The organism is Mesobacillus harenae (assembly GCF_013343715.1).
Lineage (GTDB): Bacteria > Bacillota > Bacilli > Bacillales > Cytobacillaceae > Mesobacillus_A > Mesobacillus_A harenae.
In genome coordinates this window covers 84088-108912 of the sequence record NZ_JABUNR010000010.1, presented here as the reverse complement: position 1 = coordinate 108912, position 24825 = coordinate 84088, and the positions used below count along the sequence as shown (strand labels likewise).

General features: G+C 42.1%; 26 protein-coding genes and 1 riboswitch. All 26 genes read left to right on the top strand.

What is annotated here, in order from left to right; translation table 11 throughout:
* Positions 1-537 precede the first annotated feature (537 nt).
* The 26 genes from HRJ06_RS13570 to uraD all read left to right on the top strand — a co-directional run bounded on the left by HRJ06_RS13570 (position 538) and on the right by uraD (position 24819).
* Positions 538-1182 carry an enoyl-CoA hydratase/isomerase family protein gene (locus tag HRJ06_RS13570; RefSeq protein WP_174733473.1) on the top strand — a complete coding sequence of 215 codons (645 nt, stop codon included), beginning with the start codon at positions 538-540 and terminating at the stop codon, positions 1180-1182.
* Between the two features lie 258 nt (positions 1183-1440).
* Positions 1441-2229 (top strand): crotonase/enoyl-CoA hydratase family protein, encoded by a 789-nt coding sequence (locus tag HRJ06_RS13565; RefSeq protein ID WP_174733472.1) that lies wholly within the window; start codon positions 1441-1443, stop codon positions 2227-2229.
* Between the two features lie 111 nt (positions 2230-2340).
* Entirely contained in the window at positions 2341-3831 is a 1491-nt protein-coding gene (locus HRJ06_RS13560; RefSeq protein ID WP_242035248.1) for a class I adenylate-forming enzyme family protein, read from the top strand.
* A 189-nt stretch (positions 3832-4020) separates the two neighbouring features.
* Positions 4021-4893 carry a R2-like ligand-binding oxidase gene (locus HRJ06_RS13555; protein ID WP_174733471.1) on the top strand — a complete coding sequence of 291 codons (873 nt, stop codon included), beginning with the start codon at positions 4021-4023 and terminating at the stop codon, positions 4891-4893.
* 41 nt (positions 4894-4934) lie between these two features.
* Positions 4935-6452 (top strand): aldehyde dehydrogenase family protein, encoded by a 1518-nt coding sequence (locus HRJ06_RS13550; RefSeq protein ID WP_174733470.1) that lies wholly within the window; start codon positions 4935-4937, stop codon positions 6450-6452.
* Positions 6453-6517: 65 nt separating this feature from the next.
* Positions 6518-7723 (top strand): iron-containing alcohol dehydrogenase, encoded by a 1206-nt coding sequence (locus HRJ06_RS13545; protein ID WP_174733469.1) that lies wholly within the window; start codon positions 6518-6520, stop codon positions 7721-7723.
* 82 nt (positions 7724-7805) lie between these two features.
* Complete coding sequence (locus HRJ06_RS13540) at positions 7806-8138, top strand: SCP2 sterol-binding domain-containing protein (RefSeq protein ID WP_174733468.1); 333 nt, start codon at positions 7806-7808, stop codon at positions 8136-8138.
* A 165-nt stretch (positions 8139-8303) separates the two neighbouring features.
* Positions 8304-8411, top strand: a riboswitch (SAM riboswitch).
* 258 nt (positions 8412-8669) lie between these two features.
* Positions 8670-9758, top strand: a complete 1089-nt coding sequence (gene sfnG, locus HRJ06_RS13535; RefSeq protein WP_174733467.1) for a dimethylsulfone monooxygenase SfnG — start codon at positions 8670-8672, stop codon at positions 9756-9758.
* Positions 9755-10324 (top strand): NADPH-dependent FMN reductase, encoded by a 570-nt coding sequence (locus HRJ06_RS13530; RefSeq protein ID WP_174733466.1) that lies wholly within the window; start codon positions 9755-9757, stop codon positions 10322-10324. The genes sfnG and HRJ06_RS13530 overlap by 4 nt, the downstream gene beginning before the upstream one ends.
* 599 nt (positions 10325-10923) lie before the next feature.
* Positions 10924-11196, top strand: coding sequence for a hypothetical protein (locus HRJ06_RS13525; protein ID WP_174733465.1), 273 nt, complete (start codon positions 10924-10926; stop codon positions 11194-11196).
* 161 nt (positions 11197-11357) lie between these two features.
* Positions 11358-12047 (top strand): BsuPI-related putative proteinase inhibitor, encoded by a 690-nt coding sequence (locus tag HRJ06_RS13520; RefSeq protein WP_174733464.1) that lies wholly within the window; start codon positions 11358-11360, stop codon positions 12045-12047.
* A 326-nt stretch (positions 12048-12373) separates the two neighbouring features.
* Positions 12374-12814 (top strand): DNA mismatch repair protein, encoded by a 441-nt coding sequence (locus tag HRJ06_RS13515; RefSeq protein ID WP_174733463.1) that lies wholly within the window; start codon positions 12374-12376, stop codon positions 12812-12814.
* 241 nt (positions 12815-13055) lie between these two features.
* Positions 13056-13358 carry an urease subunit gamma gene (locus tag HRJ06_RS13510; RefSeq protein ID WP_174733462.1) on the top strand — a complete coding sequence of 101 codons (303 nt, stop codon included), beginning with the start codon at positions 13056-13058 and terminating at the stop codon, positions 13356-13358.
* Positions 13359-13373: 15 nt separating this feature from the next.
* Positions 13374-13694: an urease subunit beta gene (locus HRJ06_RS13505; protein WP_174733461.1), complete on the top strand. Its 321-nt coding sequence runs from the start codon at positions 13374-13376 to the stop codon at positions 13692-13694.
* On the top strand, positions 13695-15404 hold the full coding sequence (gene ureC / locus HRJ06_RS13500) for an urease subunit alpha (protein ID WP_174733460.1): 1710 nt from the start codon (positions 13695-13697) through the stop codon (positions 15402-15404). It abuts the gene before it with no gap.
* Between the two features lie 10 nt (positions 15405-15414).
* On the top strand, positions 15415-15861 hold the full coding sequence (ureE, locus tag HRJ06_RS13495) for an urease accessory protein UreE (RefSeq protein ID WP_174733459.1): 447 nt from the start codon (positions 15415-15417) through the stop codon (positions 15859-15861).
* Positions 15854-16540, top strand: coding sequence for an urease accessory protein UreF (locus HRJ06_RS13490; protein ID WP_174733458.1), 687 nt, complete (start codon positions 15854-15856; stop codon positions 16538-16540). Before ureE ends, HRJ06_RS13490 begins: the two co-directional genes overlap by 8 nt.
* A 26-nt stretch (positions 16541-16566) precedes the next feature.
* Positions 16567-17178: an urease accessory protein UreG gene (gene ureG, locus HRJ06_RS13485; RefSeq protein ID WP_174733457.1), complete on the top strand. Its 612-nt coding sequence runs from the start codon at positions 16567-16569 to the stop codon at positions 17176-17178.
* 89 nt (positions 17179-17267) lie between these two features.
* Positions 17268-17993 (top strand): urease accessory protein UreD, encoded by a 726-nt coding sequence (locus tag HRJ06_RS13480; protein WP_242035247.1) that lies wholly within the window; start codon positions 17268-17270, stop codon positions 17991-17993.
* Positions 17994-18059: 66 nt separating this feature from the next.
* Positions 18060-18710 carry a sulfite exporter TauE/SafE family protein gene (locus tag HRJ06_RS13475; RefSeq protein WP_174733456.1) on the top strand — a complete coding sequence of 217 codons (651 nt, stop codon included), beginning with the start codon at positions 18060-18062 and terminating at the stop codon, positions 18708-18710.
* 227 nt (positions 18711-18937) lie between these two features.
* Positions 18938-19984 carry an XdhC family protein gene (locus HRJ06_RS13470; protein WP_174733455.1) on the top strand — a complete coding sequence of 349 codons (1047 nt, stop codon included), beginning with the start codon at positions 18938-18940 and terminating at the stop codon, positions 19982-19984.
* Positions 19981-20616 (top strand): nucleotidyltransferase family protein, encoded by a 636-nt coding sequence (locus HRJ06_RS13465; RefSeq protein WP_174733454.1) that lies wholly within the window; start codon positions 19981-19983, stop codon positions 20614-20616. Before HRJ06_RS13470 ends, HRJ06_RS13465 begins: the two co-directional genes overlap by 4 nt.
* A gap of 3 nt (positions 20617-20619) precedes the next feature.
* Positions 20620-21501 carry an FAD binding domain-containing protein gene (locus tag HRJ06_RS13460; protein ID WP_174733453.1) on the top strand — a complete coding sequence of 294 codons (882 nt, stop codon included), beginning with the start codon at positions 20620-20622 and terminating at the stop codon, positions 21499-21501.
* Between the two features lie 17 nt (positions 21502-21518).
* Positions 21519-23810, top strand: coding sequence for a xanthine dehydrogenase subunit D (pucD, locus tag HRJ06_RS13455; protein WP_174733452.1), 2292 nt, complete (start codon positions 21519-21521; stop codon positions 23808-23810).
* Complete coding sequence (locus tag HRJ06_RS13450; protein WP_174733451.1) at positions 23801-24346, top strand: (2Fe-2S)-binding protein; 546 nt, start codon at positions 23801-23803, stop codon at positions 24344-24346. Before pucD ends, HRJ06_RS13450 begins: the two co-directional genes overlap by 10 nt.
* Positions 24334-24819 (top strand): 2-oxo-4-hydroxy-4-carboxy-5-ureidoimidazoline decarboxylase, encoded by a 486-nt coding sequence (gene uraD / locus HRJ06_RS23290; protein WP_242035246.1) that lies wholly within the window; start codon positions 24334-24336, stop codon positions 24817-24819. The genes HRJ06_RS13450 and uraD overlap by 13 nt, the downstream gene beginning before the upstream one ends.
* The last annotated feature ends 6 nt before the right edge of the window (positions 24820-24825 follow it).

Sequence of the window (24825 nt, the reverse complement as noted above, 5' to 3'; positions counted from 1 at the left end):
GAACACTAAGGGAAGCTTCTAAGAGAATAAGCTCCGCAGGAACAAGCTCTGCTTGTTCAGAGTCAGATCCGTTTTTCTTTCTCCTCGGCGCATTGGGGACCTGTCTCGCTGCTCCCGCACGACACTGAAAGGCTTCCCGAAAATGCCCAAGCACGAGAAAATGGGTTTTTCATTTTCGAGGAGTCTCGCACCTTCCGCTCCAATCAACTTTTGTTTTCACAATTCATGCAAACTTTGGAGCGGCCTTTTATAAAAATCTATTTCTGTTTCTGTACACACTAAATGTGTCTCATAAAAAACACACTGTCTCGTATTTACTACAAGTTAAACACAGGGGAGGGGTAAAGTAGAGCGGCTGAATGCCATTTAAGAGTAAATAGTAAGTTGGCACGCAAATTGCATAAGAAAAGGTAACAGCTTATTTAGATATTGAATATATAAGCTGCCATTTTGGCGAGATGGGGATTTATAAATCCTGAATAGTAATCAGAGTTTTACGTATGTCATACCAACTACAATTCCCAAGGGGGAATGAACATGTCGCAGACAGTTACGTGGGAGAAACAGGGCCGAGTGGCTATTATCCAACTTTGGAATCCTCCTATAAACTGTGTAAACGGTCAATTTTTAGAAGAATTGGACCATACTCTTGCAAATATTGAACAATCAAAAGAAATTCGTGTTCTTGTGATCGTAAGTGCAAATCCAAAAGTATTTGCTGTTGGCAGGCAGGATCAAAACGAGGCAGATCGAGACCTGGAAAAACAGCAGCTTAGCAAAGTTATGAAACGGCTTTTGCACCAGCCTCGCCCAACCATAGCGGTTATCTCGGGCAGTGCAATTGGAGCAGGCTTTGAATTAGCGCTGGCCTGCGATTTGCGGATTTCAAGCGAGTTATCGAAATTTGGGTTTTATAGCAATATATCTCCCACGGATATTGGAACCGTCACTTTAATTGAATTGGCAGGTCATTCGAAAGCAAAAGAGTTCATCTGGCTGGGGCAAATTCTCAGTGCTCAGGCAGCTAGGGAAATGGACATAGTGAATCGAATCTTCCCTGATTCCCATTTGGTTAATGAGGGAATCGAAATGGCACATGTTATTGCTCATCAATCAGAAAAGTCTTTGTCACTGTGGAAAAGTTATCGAAATCAAGCAATCATGAATCAAGTTGTAAATTAGCTAAAGGTGAATCAGGTGAGCGGGCTTTTTAAGGTTAATCTAAACTTAACTAGTAATTGTAAGCGCTTACTATAGGGTTTGCTAAGAGATCACTCTGAATCCATTTACATAGATTGAGAGATAGTACACCTGTACTAGAAAGGTAGTCCATGTAGAAAGGAGGAGAAGGTAATTAAAATTAAAATAGACATGTTTTAGAGGGAGAGTTAATAAGTATTTTTAATAGATTGAACGTTGATCAAAGAGGGAGGATTTTTAGTGGAATATGAAACGATATTAGTTGATAGGCAAGAACGAATTTTAATCATTACATTGAACAGGCCAGATAAATTAAATTCTGTAAATAGCCGTTTATGGATGGAAGTTGGCACGGCATTAAAAGAGTTTTCTGAAAATCCAGAGCTATGGGTAGCCATTTTAACAGGAGCTGGTGACCGTGCTTTTTGTGCAGGAGCTGACTTGAAAGAGATTGCCTCAGGCGGTTTCTCTGTTACAGATGAAATGAGAGACTTGGGATTTGCAGGAATTGTAAGAAATCATATACCGAAGCCGATCATCGCAGCAGTTAACGGATTTGCCCTGGGAGGAGGAACGGAAATAGCCATTTCCTGCGATTTGGTAGTTGCTTCCGAAAAAGCGACCTTTGGATTACCAGAAGTTAAGCGCGGTCTTATTGCTGGTGCCGGAGGACTTTTACGCTTGCCAAGACAAATTCCAGTAAAGGTTGCCATGAAAGCAATTCTTACTGGAAACAGTCTGTCTGCCGAGGAAGCAAAGCAGTGGGGATTAATTAATGAGGTGGTCCCTCATGACCAAGTTTTGCCAGCTGCGATCAAACTGGCTGAGGAAATCGCCAGCAATGCTCCAGTTGCCGTTAATGCAAGTAAAGAGATTGTCTATAGAGGTTTGGATGCAAATCTGAGCTTTCCGCCTGAGGCATGGGCAATTAATGATCGATACACGGCCACGGTTTTTTCTAGTGATGATGCGAAAGAAGGTCCACGTGCATTTGCTGAAAAACGGAAACCTAATTGGGCTGGAAAATAAGCATTTATTATCGAGGCTAAGAAACAGCTGCCTTACAAGTTTGGGTTTGCTGCCTTATAAGTAATTATGGAAACGAATACATTTCGTGAAATCTTTAAGGAGGATTGAGTCATGAATATTGCTCAACTATTGCTGGATACGGCCAACACAAGCCCGAATAAGCCAATGATTGTTTTTAGAGATGAACAAATCACCTACGAAGAGTTAACTGCAATGGTTAAGGAAAAAGCGGTTGGATTCAGAAAGTATGGAATTAAGAACAACTCCCACGTTGGTTTAATGATCGCTAATAAGCCTGAATATGCTATTGCCTATTTTGCTTTATTGTCACTGGGGGCAACGGTTATTCCAATCAACCCGACCTTTAAGGAACAGGAAATTTCTTATATTTTGAACGACTCAGACGCAATTGCCTTGGTAGTTGATGAAGTAGGATTGGCGGAGGTAAAAAAAGCTCAGCCAAGTATACCTAGGGTCAAAATGGTTTTTTCCATTCCAGATGATGAATCCTTTCTTTCTTGGGATGAGATTAAGGGTGAAGCCTCGGATTTCTTTCTTGAGGAAAAAGGGGAAGATGATAACGCTCAAATTATCTACACATCAGGAACAACTGGAAAACCAAAAGGAGCGTTAATTACGCATGGAAATATGGGTTGGATGACGAAGACCAGTTCTGAAATGACTGAGTTATCCTCGGGTGACAGAGTGCTTGTTGTTCTTCCTTTATTTCATGCGTACGCTAAACTCCAAGGCTTGATGCAATGTGTTTTAAAAGGGGCCACGATGTATTTAGAAGAACGCTTTATCCCACAAGTGATCCTGCAAAAGATCGCGGATAATAAAATAACCGTGTTCCTGGGGGTACCTACCATGTACACAATGTTTATTAACCTTCCCCAGATAAAAGATTTGGATTTCTCTCACCTTAGGCTGGCTGGCTGCGGAGGTGCGAGTCTTCCAATAGAGATAATGGAAAGAGTTAACACAGCAATGGGTGTTGATCTTGGCGAAGGCTACGGCCAAACAGAAAGTACCGTCATGCTTAGCTGCTTCCCACCCAATTCAGAAAAACAGCATGGTTCTGTGGGACTCCCGCTGCCAGGTATTGATCTAAAGATTGTTGATCCAAACGGGCTGGAAGTTCCTGTGGGGGAAGTCGGGGAAATTATTTTTAAAGGCCCAAATGCTATGAAAGGCTATTACAAAAAAGAAGAAGAAACAAAAGCAGCAATCATCAATGGGTGGGTTTATACAGGTGACCTGGCTAGAAAGGATGAACGTGGATTCCTTTACATTGTTGATCGAAAAAAAGACATGATTATCCGCGGTGGGTACAATGTGTATCCTCGTGAAATAGAGGAAGTATTATACACTCACCCTAACATAGTTGAATGTGCTGTTATTGGAGAAGCCGATTCGACATTTGGCGAGGAAATAGCAGCCTACATCGTTACAAGGGAAGAGCAAACACCAGAAGAAATCATCTCTTTCTGTAAGGAGAAGCTTGCCCATTATAAGGTTCCTAGGAAAATCTATTTTATTGAAGAGCTTCCTAAAAATGCGACAGGAAAAATTTTGAAAGCTCCATTGAAAAATAGATAAGTTTGTTTTACCAGTATCACTTAATGGGCTTTGGAGCCTAGTTTACGTAAAGGGGGTGATCTCCTCAAACAGGAGGTTAGATCTAAGGTGTTTTATATTCCATCAATGCAAGCGAGTTAAACGAATCATTTATCAACAGTTAGCTGTAACAGTGCTAAAAACTAAAATAAACGAAGGGGATGAAAAATAATGAGATATTATGTTACGACTAGTGAAACAGGTCTTAACCGAGATTCACTTCCTTATAAATTATTCGAAAAGGCTAAAAAGTTTGGGGCATGGGACCCAAGAGACATTGATTTTAGTAAAGACAAAGCTGACTGGGATTCATTGCCAGACGAGCAGCGCGATTCTCTTCTACAATTAATCTCTTTCTTTTATAGTGCTGAGGAAGCGGTCACACATGATATTCTGCCGCTTATCTATGCTATTTCAAAAACAGGGTCAATGGAAGAAGAAATGTACTTAACGAGCTTCTTATATGAAGAAGCAAAACATATTGACTTTTTTAACTTGTTCTTAAAAAATGTTGGCGTTGAACGGGAATTGAATTCATTACATTCTCCTGCTTACAGAAAGTTGTTCGATGAAATCTTGCCGCAAACAATGGAACGCCTATTTCAGGATCAGTCTCCTAAAGCGATTGCTGATGCTTCAGTTACTTACAATATGTTTGCAGAAGGGGTGCTTGCTGAAACCGGATATTGGTCATTTTATGAGAGTCTCGTAAAAATTAATAAAATGCCAGGACTTCTTGAAGGAATTACAAATATCAAAAGAGATGAAGCAAGACACATTGGCTTTGGTACATTCTTGCTGCAAAGGCTAATCTCAGAGGATTCTAGTATGCTAGAGTACATATTAGAAAAACTGTCAGACTTAATGCCAATTGCTGTTGAGATGAATCAAACGATGCGGCCAGGCGAAGTAAGTCCATTTGGTGTAAAGAAATCGGATGGCCTTGATTTTATGATGAAGCAATTAAATGTCAGAATTGAAGTACTGAAGCGTGCTCAGGGCAAAACGATGGAAGAGATTTATAAAACAGAAGTTGTTTTTTAATAATTGATCACTTTTTATGGAAAAAATAGGGAGGTTCACGTATGAGCACAGAAACAATGGTTCAGCAATTCCCACTCTTTATTAACGGTAAATGGACACCGGTAAGCAGTGGAGAAACCTTTGATGTAATCAATCCCGCTACAGGTGAAGTAGTGGCTAAAGTAGCAAAGGCATCTGAAAAAGAAGTCGATGAAGCTGTTCAGAATGCCCGGAGGACATTTGAATCTGGTGTATGGTCTCAAAAAACACCGGCGGAAAGGGCGCAGGTTCTTGTCAAATTTTCAAATAAGATTATTGAGCATTCAAAGGAACTTATTTACTTAGAAGCAATCAGTTCGGGCGGCACTTTACGTAAATTAGGCGGCGCAGATATTAGGCAGCTGGTTTTATCATTACAGCAAACGGCAGATTATGCTGTTGATTACAAATACGTGGAAACTTTGCCGCTGGTCAATGCATTAGGCCCAAGCAGAAATCAAATTGTCCGTGAGCCAATGGGTGTCGTGGCTGCGATTACTCCTTGGAATTTCCCATTAGTGTTAGCAATGTGGAAAATTGCTCCTGCTTTGGCTATGGGCAACTCAATTGTTTTAAAACCAGCTTCAAACACACCGCTTGGAACCTTAAAATTGGCTGAGATTGCGGTTGAAGCCGGCCTTCCTCCTGGTGTCTTTAATGTTGTTACAGGGCCTGGCTCCTCTGTTGGAGAAGCACTTGTTACTCATCCGGAAGTTGATAAGGTGGCATTTACCGGTTCGACTGAGGTTGGGAAAACTATTATGCAGCAAGCTGCTGGAACGGTTAAAAAGGTTACACTCGAATTAGGTGGGAAGGCTCCAGCCCTCGTTTTGCCGGATGCTGATTTGGAAGTTGCGATCCCGGGCATTCTGCTCGGTGTGTTTTTCCATTCAGGTCAGGTTTGTGAGGCAAGTACCCGCTTGATCGTTCATGACTCCATTTACGATGAAGTTGTTCAAAAGTTAGCAGCTATGAGTGCGCAAATAAAACTTGGCAATCCTTTAGATCCAGCAACTGGAATGGGTCCGGTTGTTTCAAAACAGCAAATGGAAACCGTTCTTTCCTATATTCAGTCAGGGATTGATGAAGGTGCAAGATTAGTATGCGGAGGCAAGCGGGCAACTGGACCTGGTCTTGATGCAGGGTACTATATCGAACCAACTATTTTTGCCAATGTTACCAATGATATGAAAATTGCCTGTGAAGAAATATTCGGCCCTGTTTTATCTGTTATCCGTTATTCCACTGAGGAAGAAGCGATTAAAATAGCGAACGATACGATTTATGGCCTTTCCGGAGGAGTTTGGTCCCGCGATGTCGTAAAAGCAAATCAATTAGCAGCTAAAATTAAAGCAGGTACAGTCTGGATTAATGATTGGCATATGTTCAGAAATGACGCCCCTTTTGGTGGATATAAGCAAAGTGGCGTGGGTCGTGAACTCGGAATAAGTGTGTTAGATGAGTATACGGAAACCAAACATATTCATACCTCACTTACTACGGAAAACAATCAGCGTCCAGCACTTAAGCTTCTATTCTAGTTTTTTATAAGTACTATTTAGCGTTATCCGTTTTTGTTTAAAAATATCCCAAGCAGGTGATAAATTTGAAAATTACTTCTTATTCAGAGATTTCCCAGCGAACTGCTCTAAGGATCGGTTCGGGCACGCGTATATTAACTCCTGATTTAATTGAAGGTTTAGGTGGTAAGAGACCGGTTTTGTATTCTGATAAAGGGCTGACAAATGCTGGTTTGACACAGCAAATCATTGATATATTTGAATCAGTTCCAGGGATCCAACTAGCCGGAGTTTTTGATGATATTGAGCAGGACGCCAAATCATCTAACATTAACAATGGTGTTCAATACTATAAAGAGTGTAACGGAGATTCAATTATTGCGATTGGTGGAGGAAGTGTTTTAGATACTGTGAAAGGAATTAAGTGGGCCCTTCACAAGAAAATAAACAATATTGCTGATGCATTAAGAGGGAACATCATAGAGCTATGGCCGGCAGCCGAGCCAATCGGAATTCCACATATCGCGATTCCAACCACTGCTGGAACTGGAGCAGAGGTTTCTCCGATATCAGTAATATTTAATGAAGCGATGGGGGTTAAATGCAATCTGTTAAACCCATATATAACTGCAGATATTGCCATCCTTGATCCCGACTTAACAGTAGGATTACCAGCTAAAGTGACAGCATTTACAGGCATGGATGCTCTTTCTCATGCTGTTGAGGGTTATTTTACCTCAAAAGCCAATCCAATGACGGATGCACTTGCTCTGCATGCCTTAAAGTTGATAGTGAAAAACTTGAGAACGGCTGTAGCAGAGGGTACAAATCTCAACGCCCGCTCAAATATGCTGCAGGGCAGTACACTTGCCATTAATAGCTTTGTGCTGACATTTGGCGAGAACCCTGTTCATAATGTTGCCCATACATTAGGGGCTAAGTATGGAATTCCGCACGGTCTGGCTATTGCAGTTTTATTGCCTAACGTAATGAGAAACCTGCCAGCCCTCTACTTAAGAAAAATAAGCGAATTTGCTCAAGCGATTGGCGTTGAAAATCCAGCAGCAAATCCAGAAGAATGTCTTGCTCAATGTATTGAAACGATTTCAAGCCTAAGAAAAGACATTGGATTGCCTGAGGATTTTGCTGAGTATCAAATTGACTCAGCGGTAATCCCTCAGTTGATCCCAGCGGTACAGCTAGATCCGTCAGGTGTAGGATTAAGGCTCCCTGATGAAGTGATTGAAAGTATTTTAAAAGATGTTATCGGAGCAAAAGTTACAGTTGAATAAAACTTGTTTAGCCTATAAGGAAACGCATACAGTCAAAGTCTGCGTTTTGTAACGAAAGATTAGAGTAGAAAAGAGGATGCATATGCCAACAAAGGAAGCTTTACTAGGTTTGGTTGATAAAATTAAGGCGGATCCATCGGGAATCGAGGGAATAAATTCAACATACCAGTTTGATGTCAGTGGAAAAGAAGAAGCTTCTTACCAGCTAAAGTTTGAAAATGGTCAAATTGAATTTAGTGAAGATGATCAATTCGAATCCCAATGTACGCTAAAACTTTCTTCTGAAAACTTTTTAAAGCTGGCAAGTGGAAATTTAAACCCGCAATTGGCCTTTATGATGGGGCAGATAAAAGTTGAGGGAGACCTTTTGCTGGCTATGAAACTTACACCAGTCCTAAAGTCTGTAAGAGGATAAAGAACTGTAAAATGGGTTATTGCTTAACGCCCATTAGTGTTACAACTTCTTTTTAAATTAAAATCTGTTTTAATGTCGTTCTAAAGTTCATAATATTATATAAATGTATTGACGAACACAATTCAGACTATTATGATATAAATTATAAGTTAATAGTAACAATTCTTCTTATCAAGAGAGGTGGAGGGACTGACCCTGCGAAACCTCGGCAACCAGCATTTTTTATGCCCGGTGCCAAATTCAGAGGAAGTAAGACGATTCCGAAGATGAGAAGGTGGAAAGTACAATTTTGTTGTTCTAACCCCTTCTCTCTTTATGAGCAGAGGGGGTTTTTGTTTATTTTTAAGTGTATTTAAAGACTATGACAAGCAGGTTTTTAAAGAGAAACCGAATATAAAAAGAAGAGGTGCTGCAACACCTCTTCTATGATGAACAGACGCCAGCCTATCAAAACGGACGCTCTTGTCATCAATGAAAATTTTATCATTGACAGCGGCGTTCGTCTACCAAACTTTAAGGAGACGATCGATTATGGGAAATTTACAATTTGCATACTGGGTTCCAAATGTAAGCGGAGGACTTGTTGTTTCTAAGCATCAGCAAAACACAGATTGGAGCTTCGAGGCCAATAAAAGATATGCATTAACAGCAGAAGAATACGGATATGATTATGCACTCCTCCAAACTAGATTCTTTGCAAGTTACGGAGCCGAGAACCAGCTTGAAGCTATTACTTTGGCCTCTGCTCTCGCCTCTGTAACAAGTAAACTAAAATTAATTTCAGCGGTCCACCCAGGCTTATGGCATCCTGCTGTTTATGCTAAAATGCTTGCTACCTTAGACCATATCAGCGGTGGAAGGGCTGCCGTAAATATTGTAAGCGGCTGGTTCAAACAGGAATTTACCGGATATGGAGAGCCGTGGTTAGAGCATGATGAAAGGTATCGTCGGTCTGAAGAATTTATCCAGGTGCTGAGGTCTCTATGGACAGAGGAAACGACATCATACCAAGGAGATTATTACGAAATTAACGAAGCGCCCTTTAAACCAAAACCTGTTCAAGGAGGAGACTTGCCAATTTTCCAAGGAGGAAATTCATCAGCTGCCAAAAAGATGGCGGCTAGAGTATCGGATTATTATTTCATGAACGGTAATACAATAGAAGGCTTTAAGAAGCAAATTGAGGAAGTTGAGCAGCTAGCTGCCCTTGAAGGACGCACGGTAAATTTTGCTGTCAACGGGTTTGCTATTGTACGGGAAACAGAGGAAGAGGCTGTTCAGCTCCTTAGAGATATCGTAGCAAACGCAGACCATGATGCTGTTAAAGGCTTTCGAGAAGCTGTAAAGGAAGCTGGCCAATCCACTAAAAACAAAGACGGAATGTGGGCGAACTCCACGTTTGAGGATCTTGTTCAATACAATGACGGCTTTAAAACCGGCCTAATTGGCACAGCAGAACAAGTTGCAGACAGAATAATTGAACTAAAGAAAATAGGAGTTGACCTCGTCTTGACCGGGCATTTCCATTATGAAGAAGACTTGCAGCGATTTGGCGAGGAAGTTATTCCGCTAGTAAAACAAAAGGAAAAGGAACTTCGGGAAAGCGGTGTTCTTGTATGAAGGTACTGGCTATTTCAGGCAGTCTGTCAGGGTCCAAAACGTATACAGCGGTAAAGAAAGCTGCTCAATTTTTAGAGGAAGCAACGAACGCTGATGTTGAAGTAATCAATCTCGCAGATTATGATTTGCAGTTTTGTGATGGCAGGGATCCTTTGAGCTATGGGGGAGATACAAAAGCTGTCATTGAAAAAGTGATAAATGCTGATGCATTTATCATCGGAACACCGATTTATAGAGGATCACTTACAGGTGCTCTGAAAAATGTTTTTGATCTAATCCCGAACGATAGTCTAAAAGGGAAAGCCATCGGTTTTATCGCTACTGGGGGCACGTACCATCATTATCTGGCGATTGAGCATCAGCTCCATCCACTGGCGAGTTATTTTCGATCTCCTGTTGTGCCCGGCGGGGTTTACGCCCATAATGACCATTTTACAAATGGGGAGATAACCGACCAAGACATTCTTAGAAGACTAAAGGACTTGGCTGAGTCGCTTGTACTTTTGAGTCACACTTTTCGAGAGAGATACGGAATTGAGCAGCCGGTGATTCCAAGGAGAAACTAGCAGGGTTGGGACTTTCCTGGATTGTTCTTAAGAAAAAAATTTTCGTTGGAGAGTTATTAACAGGATTTAAAGGGAACCTGTTTATAGAGCGTACGTTCTGTTAAATGTGGTATAATTAAGCAGCAATAGTATAGGAATCTCAAGGGTGGTCAGCATTACCCCATGAAAGGGGGTGATGCTGTGACGGTATTTGAAACGCTAATGTTTGCATGTGCTTTTGCAAGCTTAATCGTATCAATTTTGTCATTTAACCAAAAAAAATAATCCACCCTTGAGCTAACCGGCAAAAGGTGGATTATTTCTGCTTTTATGCTGATCCCCTTGAAGGGAACCTTGTATTGCATCGACCGTTCGGTGTTACCAGCACCGGCGGTCTTTTTTATTATACGTGGTTCTATAGGTTCATTATACCCAAATTACATATAAATGAAAACAATGACCTATCATAAGGAATTCAAAACAACTATCAAAGTGACTAAAATTATACACAAACATAGATCATTTATAGATTTCCGCTTAGGCCCTACACGTTTGTCCATTTCGGCTCATAAAATCTTTCATATGATGGTATGGAACAGCAATGGGTGGAGGTGAAGAAATTGGCTGCAAATCAATACTATAATATGTGCAAAAGCGGGATCGGAAGAAGTGTACGCATTCGCACGAGAGATGGGAGAACCCATATAGGGATTATTGATAGAGTAACACGTGGTAAAGTCTATCTCCGGCCTATTGGCGGGAGGCCGAACTATGGCGGTTTTGGCTACGGAGGGTACTATGGTCCAGGTTACGGCTTTGGGAGTGGCTTTGTTGGGGGAATCGCCATAGGTTTAATCACATCACTGGCATTCCTTCCGTTCTTCTGGTGGTAATTCAGTTACAATCTAAAGTGTCTGATCCCTTTAAAGCGGGTTCAGGCATTTTTTTTGCTGTGAAAACTAACTATTTAAAGTTTCTCTTGGTAATGTAACTTTAAACTCCATTTATACGACTATAATGCTGAAACGATAAAATAATTAAAGGGGATAAGATAATGGCCACTAAAAAAATGTTTTATATGATGAGTTCATTTTTACTAATTGGGCTTTTAGCTGGGTGCGGAGGAAGCAATCCTAATGTCAGCCCACAAGAAGCAAGTGCAGAAACCCCTCAAAAAGAAGAACTTGCAACAATATTTCATACAACCATTGAAACAAAGGAAGACAATGGTGTCACGGTCATTACCTACAAAGTTAAAAATACATCAGGTGAAATACAGGAACTTACCTTTTCAAATGGATTACAAGCCGACTATATTTTATACGATGAAGCTGGAAACAAAGTAAAACAATTTTCCGATGAAGTGTTATCCAAACAAGCTATTCAGGAATTGAAAATAGAGGTAGATGAAGAATTGCAAAATGAGTTCAGAATAAATGACCTTCCTAATGGACGTTATGTAATTGAGGTTTTCTTAACAGCTAATAAAGAGGATACTCGGGTCTTGATGGACATAATTATCGAAAACTCACAGGTTTCAAAAGGGACAGGTCTGCTAGTCGGCCAAATGGATCCTCATACTGTCGAAATCAGTATGGATCATACAAAGTCAGCGTTTCAGCTTAGCGATGAAGCCATACAGCAGGTTCAATCATTACATGATGGCGAAGCTGTCACCTTTATTTTTACGGAAAATGGCCAACAAAAAACGATTGAAAAGTTTCTGGATGAAGAAGGTAAATAAAGCTCAATTTTGTCTTTTGGCAACTGATTCTTCCTCTTAACCGCGGCTGTTTAAAATTCAAAATGGAAAAGGAATACAATAATAGCGGGCATGTCATGTTAGAGACAATCTTATAAAAGTCTCTAGCCACTCGTTTGACTTTCCAAAGCACCCCTCTTCTAACACTGGCTGTGTGGAATTAAACCGGAGCAAAGTCAGATTACTGCTGACTTTGTTACGGTATTTATTTTCATTCTATATTGAGGCCATTAATAGTGAAAATGCAGCTATAAGGGAAGGATACCCCTATTATCTTTCATAAACCTATAAAGTGGGCGATCATAAGCATGGAAATAGAAAAGAACGAGCTTATCGAGTATGGCTTGAAAGTGTTTGAGGAAGTTGGGGCGAATGAAATTTGCACAGTATGTATTAACAGTGGAAACACATGCTGCCAGGGATGTAAGTTTTTAAGCGAAAATGAAGGCTGTCAAAAGCGCAATACATCATGTGTTGGCTGGTTATGCGGTTTACAAAAGCAATACTTTGCAGAGATTGAAGTTTTAGATGAGTGGGAAAAATTATGGAAGAAAATACCGGGTAAATTGCACCGCGGAGATGTGACTCCAGACATTGTGAAAATCATACGGCTGCTAAACGTCAAGCATGTGGATAAACAATCTGGTTTGCTAATGGCTGAAAATCTTAAAGCTTTTGTAGCAGACGGAGGCAATTTAGAAAAATTAGAAAGACAGCTGCATCATAAATTTGTGATGGAAAAGCTATAGAGAGATTTTTAAAAAATGGAAGGGCTTACATCCCTATCCTAAACAATCGCAGCTGCCTTCAATAAGGGCAGCTTTTTTATTGATGGTTGATTTTTCTGAAAATACCGTATTGTCAAACCGTAAAATAAATGGTATTTTATTTATATGTTAGGTTTTATAACATGAGTAGTTAAGATTACTTACGTAAGGTGTATGGTTTAATTACGCTATTGCATTTTCATGAAAGGGGGATGAATTGAAAATGAAACTAACTTCCCGAGAAACAGAAAAGCTCCTTGTTGTGGTGGCGGCTGATCTTGCCCGTAGGCGGCAGAGCCGGGGGTTAAAGCTAAACTATCCTGAAGCAATTGCCATTATCACATATGAAGTGCTTGAAGGAGCCCGTGATGGGAGAACCGTTGCGCAATTAATGCAGTACGGTACAACCATTCTTGCAAGAGAGGATGTCATGGAGGGTGTAGCAGAGATGATTCCTGACATTCAGGTTGAAGCAACTTTTCCGGATGGGACGAAACTAGTAACCGTGCACGATCCAATTCGATAAAAGGAGGGGAAAGCAATGATACCCGGAGAATACATATTAAAAAAAGACCCGATCTTATGCAATGAAAGTAAGCAAACCTTCATGATCAAAGTATTAAATGTCGGTGATCGCCCTGTTCAGATTGGTTCACACTTTCATTTTTTTGAGGTAAACAAATCGCTGAAGTTTGACCGGGCCGAAGCATTTGGTCTGCATTTAAGTATACCGGCAGGAACAGCAGTCCGGTTTGAGCCAGGAGATGAAAAGGAAGTAGAGCTCACCCCTTTTTCAGGTGAACGAAGAATCTTTGGCTTAAATAATTTAACGAATGGTTCCGCAGTAAAGGAGGAGAGCTAATTGAGCTTTCATATGCCTCGAAAGCAGTACGCTGACATGTTCGGTCCAACGACAGGAGATGCAGTCCGCCTGGCGGATACAGAGCTATTTATTGAAATTGAAAAAGACTATACAACCTACGGTGATGAAGTAAAGTTTGGCGGCGGTAAGGTAATTCGCGATGGAATGGGGCAGCATCCCCTGGCTGGCCGAGATGAAGCTGTAGACCTAGTTTTAACAAATGCTATTATTGTGGATTATACAGGAATTTATAAAGCGGATATTGGTGTCAAAGACGGTTTGGTTGCTGCTATTGGCAAGGCTGGAAACCCTTTGCTTATGGATAATATTACAATTGTGGTCGGAGCTTCAACAGAAGTTATTGCGGCTGAAGGTATGATCGTAACGGCAGGCGGAATTGATGCTCATATTCATTTTATTGCTGTTCAGCAAATAGAAACGGCTTTATCGTCTGGAATAACCACCATGCTCGGAGGTGGAACCGGCCCTACTACTGGCACGAAGGCAACCACCTGTACACCAGGAGAATGGAATATTCACCGGATGCTTGAATCTGCTGAAGAGTTTCCTATGAATTTAGGCTTTTTGGGAAAAGGGAATTCGTCCAGTGAATCGGCGTTAAAGGAACAAATCGAAGCGGGCGCAATTGGTTTGAAGCTTCATGAGGATTGGGGAACCACTGCTTCAGCAATTGATACAAGCCTAAAGGTGGCCGATGAGTATGATGTCCAGGTAGCGATTCATACTGACACCCTTAATGAAGGAGGATTTTTGGAGGAAACCCTCACTGCCATTAATGGGCGCGTCATCCATACATACCATACAGAAGGAGCAGGCGGAGGGCATGCACCGGATATTATCAAAGCAGCGAGCTTCCAGAACATTCTGCCGTCTTCCACCAATCCGACCCGCCCGTACACGATTAATACACTAGAAGAACATTTAGATATGTTAATGGTGTGCCATCACCTTGATCCGAGTGTTCCTGAAGATATCGCATTTGCTGATTCGAGAATTCGTAAGGAAACGATAGCAGCGGAGGATATTTTACATGATTTAGGGGTTTTTAGTATGATTTCCTCTGATTCGCAGGCAATGGGCCGTGTTGGAGAAGTGATTACTCGTACATGGCAAACGGCCGATAAGATGAAAAAGCAAAGAGGAAAGCTGAAAGAAGATCAAGGCGTAGGAGATAATTTTCGTGTGAAACGCTATATTGCTAAATATACAATTAATCCCGCGATTGTCCATGGTATTTCCGAGCATGTTGGTTCAATCGAGGTTGGGAAATTTGCAGATTTAGTGGTTTGGGACCCGGCCTTTTTCGGAGTCAAGCCTGAACTAATTTTAAAAGGAGGCATGATTGCCCATAGTCTAATGGGGGATCCGAATGCCAGCATTCCAACTCCACAGCCTGTTTTATACCGTCCCATGTTTGCATCCTTTGGGAAGGCCAAATACAAAACTAGCATTACCTTTATTTCGAAAGCAGCCTACGAAAAAGGCGTCCATATAGATCTAGGGCTCAACAAATTAGTGAAAACTGTGTCAGGAACAAGAACGATTACAAAGAAAGACATGATTTTTAATGGAGAAACACCGGTTATTGAGGTTGATCCGCAAACATATGAAGTAGAGGTAGATGGTGAACTGATCACGTGTGAGCCGGCTGAAGTGCTCCCTATGGCACAAAGATATTTTTTATTCTGAGGTGAAAAAATTGATTATAGAAAAAATAGTTGGAAATATTGCTTCACTATCGAAAAGAGCTCCGCACGTCGAGCGCGTATATTTGCAAAGTGATGATTTGGTGAAAAGGGTCCAGCGTGTTGTAACAGATCACGGGAAAGAGCTGGGAGTACGCTTAAAGGAAAACCGCGAGCTGATAGATGGGGATGTCCTTTATATGGATGAAAAAAACATGATTGTCATTTCAGTTAAAGACGATGATTTAATAACGATCAAGCCAACTTCGATTGGGCAAATGGGGGACATTGCCCATCAGCTTGGGAATCGTCATTTACCTGCACAGTTTGAAGGGGACGAGATGCTTGTACAGTATGATTATTTGGTCGAAGAACTGCTGCAAAAGCTAGAGATACCCTATCAGCGGGAAAATCGAAAGGTAAGAAAAGCGTTTCGCCATATTGGGCATAGTCATGACTAATCATTTATTTCCCTTGCTTCAGTTATGTGATTCGAATTTTCCATCTGGAGCATTTTCTCACTCTTTCGGATTTGAAACCTATATTCAGGAACAATTGATTACGGATAAAGCGAGTTTTGCACAGGCTCTGACTGTTTATTTGCGAAAACAACTTGTTTTCACTGATGGATTAGCCTGCAGCCTAGCATATGAAGCATTGGATCGAAAGGCTGAAGGAGACCTGCTTGAAGCAGACCGGCTGCTATTCGTGTCAACCCTTGCTCAGGAAACGAGAACGGGCAACCGAAGGATAGGCGAACGAATGGCAAAGCTGTGTGTCGAACTTTATCCGTCCCCTGTTTTAATTGATTACTTAACTGCGATAAAGGAAAAAAGAGCAAGCGGCCATTCAGCAATAGTATTTGCGGCGGTCGCCCATCACCTGAAAGTCCCCGAGGAAACAGCAATTGGCACCTACTTATTCGCCAGTATTTCCTCGCTAGTCCAAAATGGTGTTCGAGGTATACCACTCGGACAAACGGATGGGCAAAGGATCATGGTTGACATTCAGCCAAATATTGATAAAGCCGTGAAAATGATCGTTGGGCTGATAAAAGATGATTTTGGAGCAGTAAGTCCAGGGCTGGAAATTGCTCAAATGCGCCATGAGCGTATGCATGTACGTTTATTTATGTCTTAAAATTTTGGGGAGAAGGTGAGTTTAACATGGAACCGATTCGTATTGGAGTTGGAGGCCCTGTTGGTGCAGGGAAAACGATGCTAGTTGAAAAGTTAACGAGGGCCATGGAAAAAGAATTAAGTATGGCAGTTGTAACAAACGATATCTATACAAAAGAAGATGCGCTGTTTCTTATGAAAAACGGGGTCTTGCCTGAGGACCGGATCATGGGAGTCGAAACAGGGGGGTGTCCCCATACAGCAATTCGGGAGGATGCCTCAATGAATTTTGCTGCAATTGATGAATTAAAGGAATTGCATTCGGATCTTGAGTTAATTTTCGTTGAAAGCGGAGGAGATAATCTTGCTGCGACCTTCAGCCCTGAGCTCGTTGATTTTTCGATATATATTATTGATGTTGCACAAGGAGAAAAGATTCCACGAAAAGGCGGACAAGGGATGATTAAATCAGATCTGTTTGTTATCAATAAGATTGATTTGGCTCCCTATGTTGGTGCCAGCCTCGAAGTTATGGAGCGGGATACGATTGCAGCAAGAGGGGAGAAGCCATTTATATTCACGAACTTGAAAGATGAAACGGGTCTAGATCAGGTGGTTGCCTGGATTAAGAAGAACGCCCTGCTAATCGGACTGGAATGATGACCTATACAGGAGTCCTTAAACTTCAGGCTAAAAAAAAGGACCAAAAAACTATTATTTCGTCCTGTTATTATGAAGGTGCTTTAAAATTGACCCGCCCGGTTTATCTGGAAGAAAACTCACCATCTCTTTATCTAATTCATGTTGGAGGAGGATATGTAGATGGAGATACATATATTACGAGTTTGGCTGTCGAAGATGGGGCAGAGTTAGCGGTTACAACCCAGTCTTCAACAAAGGTATATAGAACACCTAAAAAGCCAGTTTACCAAAGAATGGACGTAAGGCTAGGAAAAGGCAGTGTTCTGGAATTTTTCCCTGATCCATTAATTGCCTATGAAGGTGCGCGCTTTATCCAGGAAACATCAGTCCAGTTGGAAGAGGAATCATGCTTGTTTTTCAGCGATATTATCACACCTGGTTGGGCTGAAGATGGAAGTTTCTTTCAATACGATTGGATTCGTTCCAAGCTTAAAGTTTTTAATGGGGAAAAACTGCTCATTTTTGATCATCTGATGCTTGAGCCGGATGATGAAATGGCTGGAATGATGCAGATGGACCATTATACACATGTAGGAACATTTCTTATTTTTCACCAAAAAGCTAGCAAGGAATTCCTGGACACGCTGTATGAGACACTTGCAGATAAGTTTGAAGAGGTGCGGTTTGGCTTGTCGGCCTTACCGGAGGGTGGACTCATGGTGCGTATCCTTGCTTCAAATACAGGCACTATTGAAAAGCTGATTGAGCATGCTCATGCATTTGCCAGAAAGGAATTGCTAGGAAAGGAAAGTGTAAGATGGCGAAAATATTAATCTCTTTAATGATAGGCGGGTACTCTCTTTCCTTTAAAATATAAACTTACAACAGGAGGTTGCCCAATGGAAGAGGCAGGATTATTTTCTATTTTGATTTTCGGTTTTTTTCTCGGGATAAAACATGCGATTGAACCGGATCACATTATAGCCGTATCGACGGTTGCTGGTGAGAGTAATAAACTTTGGAAGTCTTCGTTAATCGGTGTGTTCTGGGGGATTGGCCATACATTGACCTTATTTTTAGTAGGAATTTCTATTATGCTTTTAAAGGGAGATATACCTGAAATATGGGCGATGTCACTCGAGTTTTTGGTGGGCATCATGCTGGTATTCTTCGGTTTGTCTGCAATTAAAAAGGTCCGTTCAACCAGTTCAGGCTCAGCTAAACTAAACTCTCTTCCGTATAATAAATCCATATTCATGGGCTTTATCCACGGGCTCGCTGGGAGTGCCGCAATGATCTTATTAACGATGACAACAGTCAGTAATGTTTGGGAGGGTGTTCTTTACATATTGGTATTTGGCTTAGGGACGGTAGTAGGAATGCTAGCTTTTACGACGATCCTTGGCATTCCGTTTATGGTCAGTTCCAAAAACCGCAGTGTAAACAAAGTTCTCCTTCAAGGGACGGGTCTTATCAGCTCCGCTTTTGGAATTTATTATATGTATAATCTTGGTGTAACAGAGGGATTATTTACCCTTTGGATTAAATAAGGATTAACCGTTATAAACTGTTTGAATAAAGGCATAATTCCTCCGTTGAGGATTATGTCTTTTTTTGTCCTTTTTAAATAGCTAAGGCAAGTATACATGCAATTTTTAGAAAATGAAGGCAAAAGCGTGTGAGATTTCTTAACATGTTTGTAGCGAGTGCCTTTTGTTTTAGCTAATATGAATGAAATAAAGCATTCGCAAGATTTAGAAAAGTAGGAGTGGCTAAAATGGAAGGGATACATGAGATACTTAATGCCTTATTTTTGTCATCCGGAAAAGCTGTTCTCGCTACAATCATTAAGGTCGATGGATCCGCCTATCGAAAAGAAGGAACGTCGATGCTGCTCAGAGAAAATGGTGAAAAAACAGGGTTGTTAAGTGGAGGCTGTCTTGAAAACGATCTTTCCTGCCAGGTTTCTGAAGTGATACAACAAAACGTAGCGAAAACAATCAAGTATGATATGCAATCAGAGGATGACTCGTTATGGGGACAAGGTGCTGGGTGTAATGGAGCTGTCACGGTTCTTTTGGAACCGATTGATGCCTTCTTCTATGATCAGCTCCGCAAATTAAAATACCAGCTTGATTTGGGTAACAGAGTAACGATTATAAAGAAATTAACCATTGGAGGGACTGTTTCCGACTATCTATTTCTTTCAGATGATGGACAGCTTTTTGGGAAATGGCATGGTGGAGTACCTAAGGTAGTGAAAAGGGCTATAGCCATATTTCATAACAAAACTCCTAAAAGCGGGATAAGGTATTTGCCAGACCTGGGGGCGGAAATCTACGTTCACTCGTTTCGGCCGAAACCGCGCTTAATTGTTTTTGGTGCAGGAGCAGATGCTATTCCACTCGTTAGGATTGCATCAGCAGCCGGTTTTTCTGTTTCAGTTGCTGATTGGAGGGATGAATTATGCAGGGAAGCGAAATTCCCATCTGCTAATGAATGTATCGTAGGGTTTCCTCGCGAAATCATGAACAGACTTAAGCTTTCAAAAAATGATTCTGTTTTAATCCAGACTCACCAATTTCAAAGGGATCAAGAAATTCTGCAACATATAAGGAATAAGGAGCTTGCGTATTTGGGGGTTCTTGGTCCGCGAAAGCGAACACAAAGATTACTAAACGGCGAGGAAATTCCATCAGCGATTACAAGCCCGGCTGGCCTCGCGATTGAAGCAGAGGGGCCGGAGGAAATTGCGATCAGCATTGTCGCCGAGTTGATCCAGCGGCAAAGAGTTAAAAAAGCGGAAGGGGCCATCAGCTCATGAATAATAAAAACGAAATCATTGCTGTAGTTCTAGCCGCAGGCAAGAGCGCTCGGATGGGAGCGAATAAGTTATCTCTGCCGCTTGGAACGTGTTCAGTAGGAGGTTTATCAATCCAGAAAGCACTTCAAACTAGCGTAAAACATACGATCGTTGTGACGAGAGAAGGAGATAGACTTTACTGGATAGCGCCCTCCATGTTCGAGCCTACTCTATACGGACAATGGTCACAGGCGGAATGCCCGAATTCTAGTAAAGGCCAAGCCAATTCCCTATTATACGGTTTGAATGCTGCTTTAAAGAGAAAGCCAAAGGGAATCCTCGTTCTCCTGGCTGATCAGCCATTTATATCCGTTAGCACGATCAACGATTTATGTTCTAAATACGAAAAGCACTGTCAGGATGATCCCTATAAATGGTTTGTTGCAGCCCGGTTTCAAGGGATACCTCGACCTCCAATTATTTTTTCACCTAGGGCAGTCCCTGACTTGCTCAGACTGCAAGGGGACGAAGGAGCCCGAAGGCTTTTACAAAAATATTCAGCGAAAGGCTTATTTATCGATTATAACGATGCTTCAGATTTTTTCGATATTGATACAGCGGAGGACTACGAGGCAATGAAAGGACTGGGGTAGACCATGATTAGACAGGGAACAGTCATGATTGATTCACCAGCTATTTGGATGCCAGAAAACCTGGCAGATGCATGGCAGCTAAAACACCGGTTCGGTCCGGATGCTCAGTATATTGCCGGTGGAACTCTTATGCAGACTCATTGGCAGAAAGGAATCGAGTGTCCAGCTAATCTAATTAGCCTTGAGCGTATAAAAGAAATGCAGGGTATCATAAAAAGTCCTATTCATGGGCAAGCGGTAACCAGGATTGGTGCCCTAACTTCTTTGGATGTATGCAGACAGCATTCAGAAATAGCTGTTTCTGCTCCTCTTCTTACGGAAGCTGCCGGATCAATTGCAGCTCCAGCAGTCCGCAATAAAGCGACGATTGGCGGGAATATTGCTAACCGGTTTGGCGACTCTATCCCTGCATTGCTAGCAATGGATGCAAGTCTGGCTCTATTTGATGGAAAAGAAATACTCCTTACTTTACTATCCGATTACATTAGAATGGAAAGTTCCATAAAAAATCTTATTCTTGTTTATGTTTTAGTGCCTGAAACAGATGGAGTAAACAATGGGCAATATTTCTATAAAAAGCTTGGGCACCGGGAAGCATTTTCGCCAAGCATTTTAACGGTTGCAGGCTATTGCCGCACCAGTGAACAAAACGAGATACTGGAAATCCGTTTGGCTGCAAGCGGCAGTACATCTCCGCCGCAACGGTTTATTCATACCGAACAGGTCCTTAATGGCTGTATCCTGAGCCACGAGTTATTGACTAAAGCCATACAAACAATTAAAGACGAAATGAATGTGAACACTGATCCGTTTTCCTCTGCCGGCTATAAAAAAGCAGCGGCTGCGAATCTGATTGTCTCCGGAATTGTTGGAAAAGCGGGATAAAGGGGGACTTTATGCTAATGAACACAAGTTTAAAAGAATGGAAAGGGAAAATCCGTCCTGATGGTCCTGGTAAAGTGACCGGGGGAATAAAATACCTGACTGACTTAACCTTTCCTAATATGCTGTACGGAAAAATTTTAAGAAGCTCAGAACCGCACGCTGAGATTGTCTCGATTTCAACCGATCTAGCAAGAAAGCTTCCTGGCGTCAGAGCTGTGGTTACCTATAAGGACGTTCCAGGCCTGAACGGGTACGGAATCATTTTTCCAGACCAGCCAGTGCTCTGCAAAGACAAAGTCCGCTACGTTGGCGATGCTCTTGCAGCGGTTGCTGCAGATACAGAGGAAATTGCCGAAAAGGCATTGGGACTGATTGAGGTGAACTATCGTCGACTTCCTGTTATTGACAGTACGGAAAAAGCACTTGAACCAGGTGCCCCCCTTCTTCACCCCGATGGCAATATCCTGCACCGGGCGGGCTACAGCATAGGGAATGTGGAGGATGGTTTTCAAAAAAGCTTTGTGATCATTGAGGAAACGTATGACGTTCCAAGACAGATGCATGCCTACATGGAAACTGAAGGCGGGGTAATAGTTCCTGAACCGGGAGGAAAAATCACCGTTTATGCTGGGACTCAGCATGGGTTTAAAGATCGTTTTCAGCTATCAAGAATTCTTAATATACCGGAAAAAGATATCCGAATTGTTTCGAGTCCGATGGGCGGGTCATTTGGCGGGAAGGATGAATTAAACATTCAGCCGTATGGAGCTTTATTAGCTTTAGCAGCAAATTGCCCAGTTAAAATCCACCAAAGCAGACAAGAATCAGTCAAGGCAGGCCTTAAACGTCATCCTATGAAAATCACTGTGAAAACAGGTGCTGACAAAAATGGAAAAATCCTTGCCCACAAGGTAAAGATTATTGCGGATACTGGTGCTTATGCCACGTTGGGCCCGGCGATTTTGGATTTTGCGGTGGAGCATGTTTCTGGTCCATATAAGATTCCGAATATGGAAACAGAAGGACTTTCCGTTTTTACAAATAATGGTGTTGCTGGTGAATTCAGAGGCTTTGGCGGAAACCAAATAACATTTGCCCTGGAGGGACAGATGGATCGCCTTGCCGAAAAGCTGCAGATTGACTATTTAGAATTCCGTCGCTTGAATTTAAGGGAAGCAGAGGACCCAGGACCATTAGGGCAACGTATTGCTCCGACCAATGGCGCTACTCATGTTCTTGAAGCGATTCAAAAGTCCTTTTTCAAAAGAGCTGACTTGAGAAACGAGAAAGGGGATCTTAACGAAAGATGGAAGGCAAGAGGGACCGGTGCAGCTATTACCATGCACGGCGGAGGGCTTGGTGCCGGGAGGATGGATCCTGCAGGGGGAAGGCTTTCTTTTACAAAGGATGGAAAAATTGCGGCTGCCTTTGGTTTTGAGGAGTGCGGGCAGGGACTTCTGTCAGTGATTGAAACAATATTGTTGGAGGAATTTAACTGCTTGGATAAAGATATCAGCATCGTTATCGGCGATACGGATCTGGTACCTGTTTCAGGTTCCTCGACGGCATCGCGGGCAACAAGCATGGTATGGCACTCATTGCAGAAAATGAAGGATTCCTTCCGAAGCCAGATGATTGATCTGGCGGAACTAGCGACAGGAACCCCTGCTAATCGAATGGAGATGGGACCTGGGGGGATCTGGCTAAAAGATGCTCAACAGTCTGGCGAAGCGTACCTTTCTTTTGCTGATCTTGCCAGCGCCTTAGTCCAAGACCGTTCGATCTCTGTTCAGACTTCATTTGATTTCCCAGTGAGTCCTGATGCGACAGTTGCAGGAAGCCATTTTCTATATGCCTTTGCAGCGGTGATTGTCGAAGTGGAAGTGGACATTCTAACAGGAAGGGTGAAGGTAACGGGTATGGAACAGGCTGTATCAGCGGGGCCTGTTGTCAGTCCGATGGGGTATCGCGGGCAAATTGAAGGAGGGGGTGCAATGGCCCTCGGATATACCCTGATGGAACATTCCATCATCGAAAAGGGAATCTATCTTAACGATAACTTTGATACTTATTTGATCCCAACCATCTTTGACGTTCCATTCGAAATGATTACTGAAGCAGTTGAAGAGTTATATGAAGGAGATGAATTCGGCCCTCGAGGGGTTGGTGAAATAGGGACTGTTGCCGTTGCTCCCGCGATTGCTCAGGCCATTTATAATGCGACAGGCTGCTGGATCAACAAGCTTCCCGTCTCCCCAGAACTTATTCTTGAAAAAGTGAGCTTTATGGAGGGAGATAAATGGATGTAAAGAAGGTAATAATGGCAACCCCCTCCCCACAGCCAGTAAAAATAGAGCTTGAACTCGAGGTAAATGGGTTCCATCGTCAATTAACGGTAGCACCGGCAGCACGTCTTGTTGATCTATTACGGGAGGATTTGGAACTGACAGGTACTAAATTTTCCTGCGAGGTTGGCCGCTGCGGAACATGTGCAGTTCATATGGATAACAAGCTGGTTAATTCCTGCCTGGTAATGGCCTACCAGGCAAATGGAACATCGATTTGTACGATAGAAGGGTTGGCCGAAAGAAGCCTTGACCCAATCCAATCTGCTTTTTTGGAGGAAGGTGGCTTCCAGTGCGGCTATTGTACACCAGGAATGATTATGGCAGTAAAAGCATTGCTTAATTACCATGCTAATCCTACAGAGGAGCAAATCAAAGAAGGGCTTTCCGGGAATCTTTGCCGGTGTACAGGATATGGAGGAATTATCAGAGCAGTTCAACGTGCAATTAAAAACTTAAATGAGAATGAAATAGAAGGTGCAGTTGGATGGAAAAAATAAATCTAATGACCAAAGAAGAATTTATTGGGAAAGTCGGCTGGGTGTTTGAACACTCTCCGTGGATTGGTGAGAAAGCGTGGGAAAGACTGCCGCTAACATCGCGGGAAAAGCTCCTCGAACAAATGATTGCCATTGTGGAGGAATCTGAAAAGTCATTGCAGCTATCATTGCTCCGTGCTCATCCTGACTTAGGAACCAGATTAAAACTGACAGAGGCCTCAAAAAAAGAACAAGCGGGTGCGGGTCTTGATCAGCTCTCTAAGAAAGAGTTTGCCGTGTTTACCTCATTAAATGAGGCTTATGTTAAAAAGTTTGAATTCCCTTTTATCAAGGCAGTCAAAGGCCAAAGCAAGGATACCATTCTTTCCGCAATGAAGCAGCGGGTTACCTTGAACCAAGAAGAGGAATTCGCTGTTGCTTTGCAGGAAGTATATAAAATTGCCGGATTCCGGTTAAACGATATCATTTTGTAAGGAGGC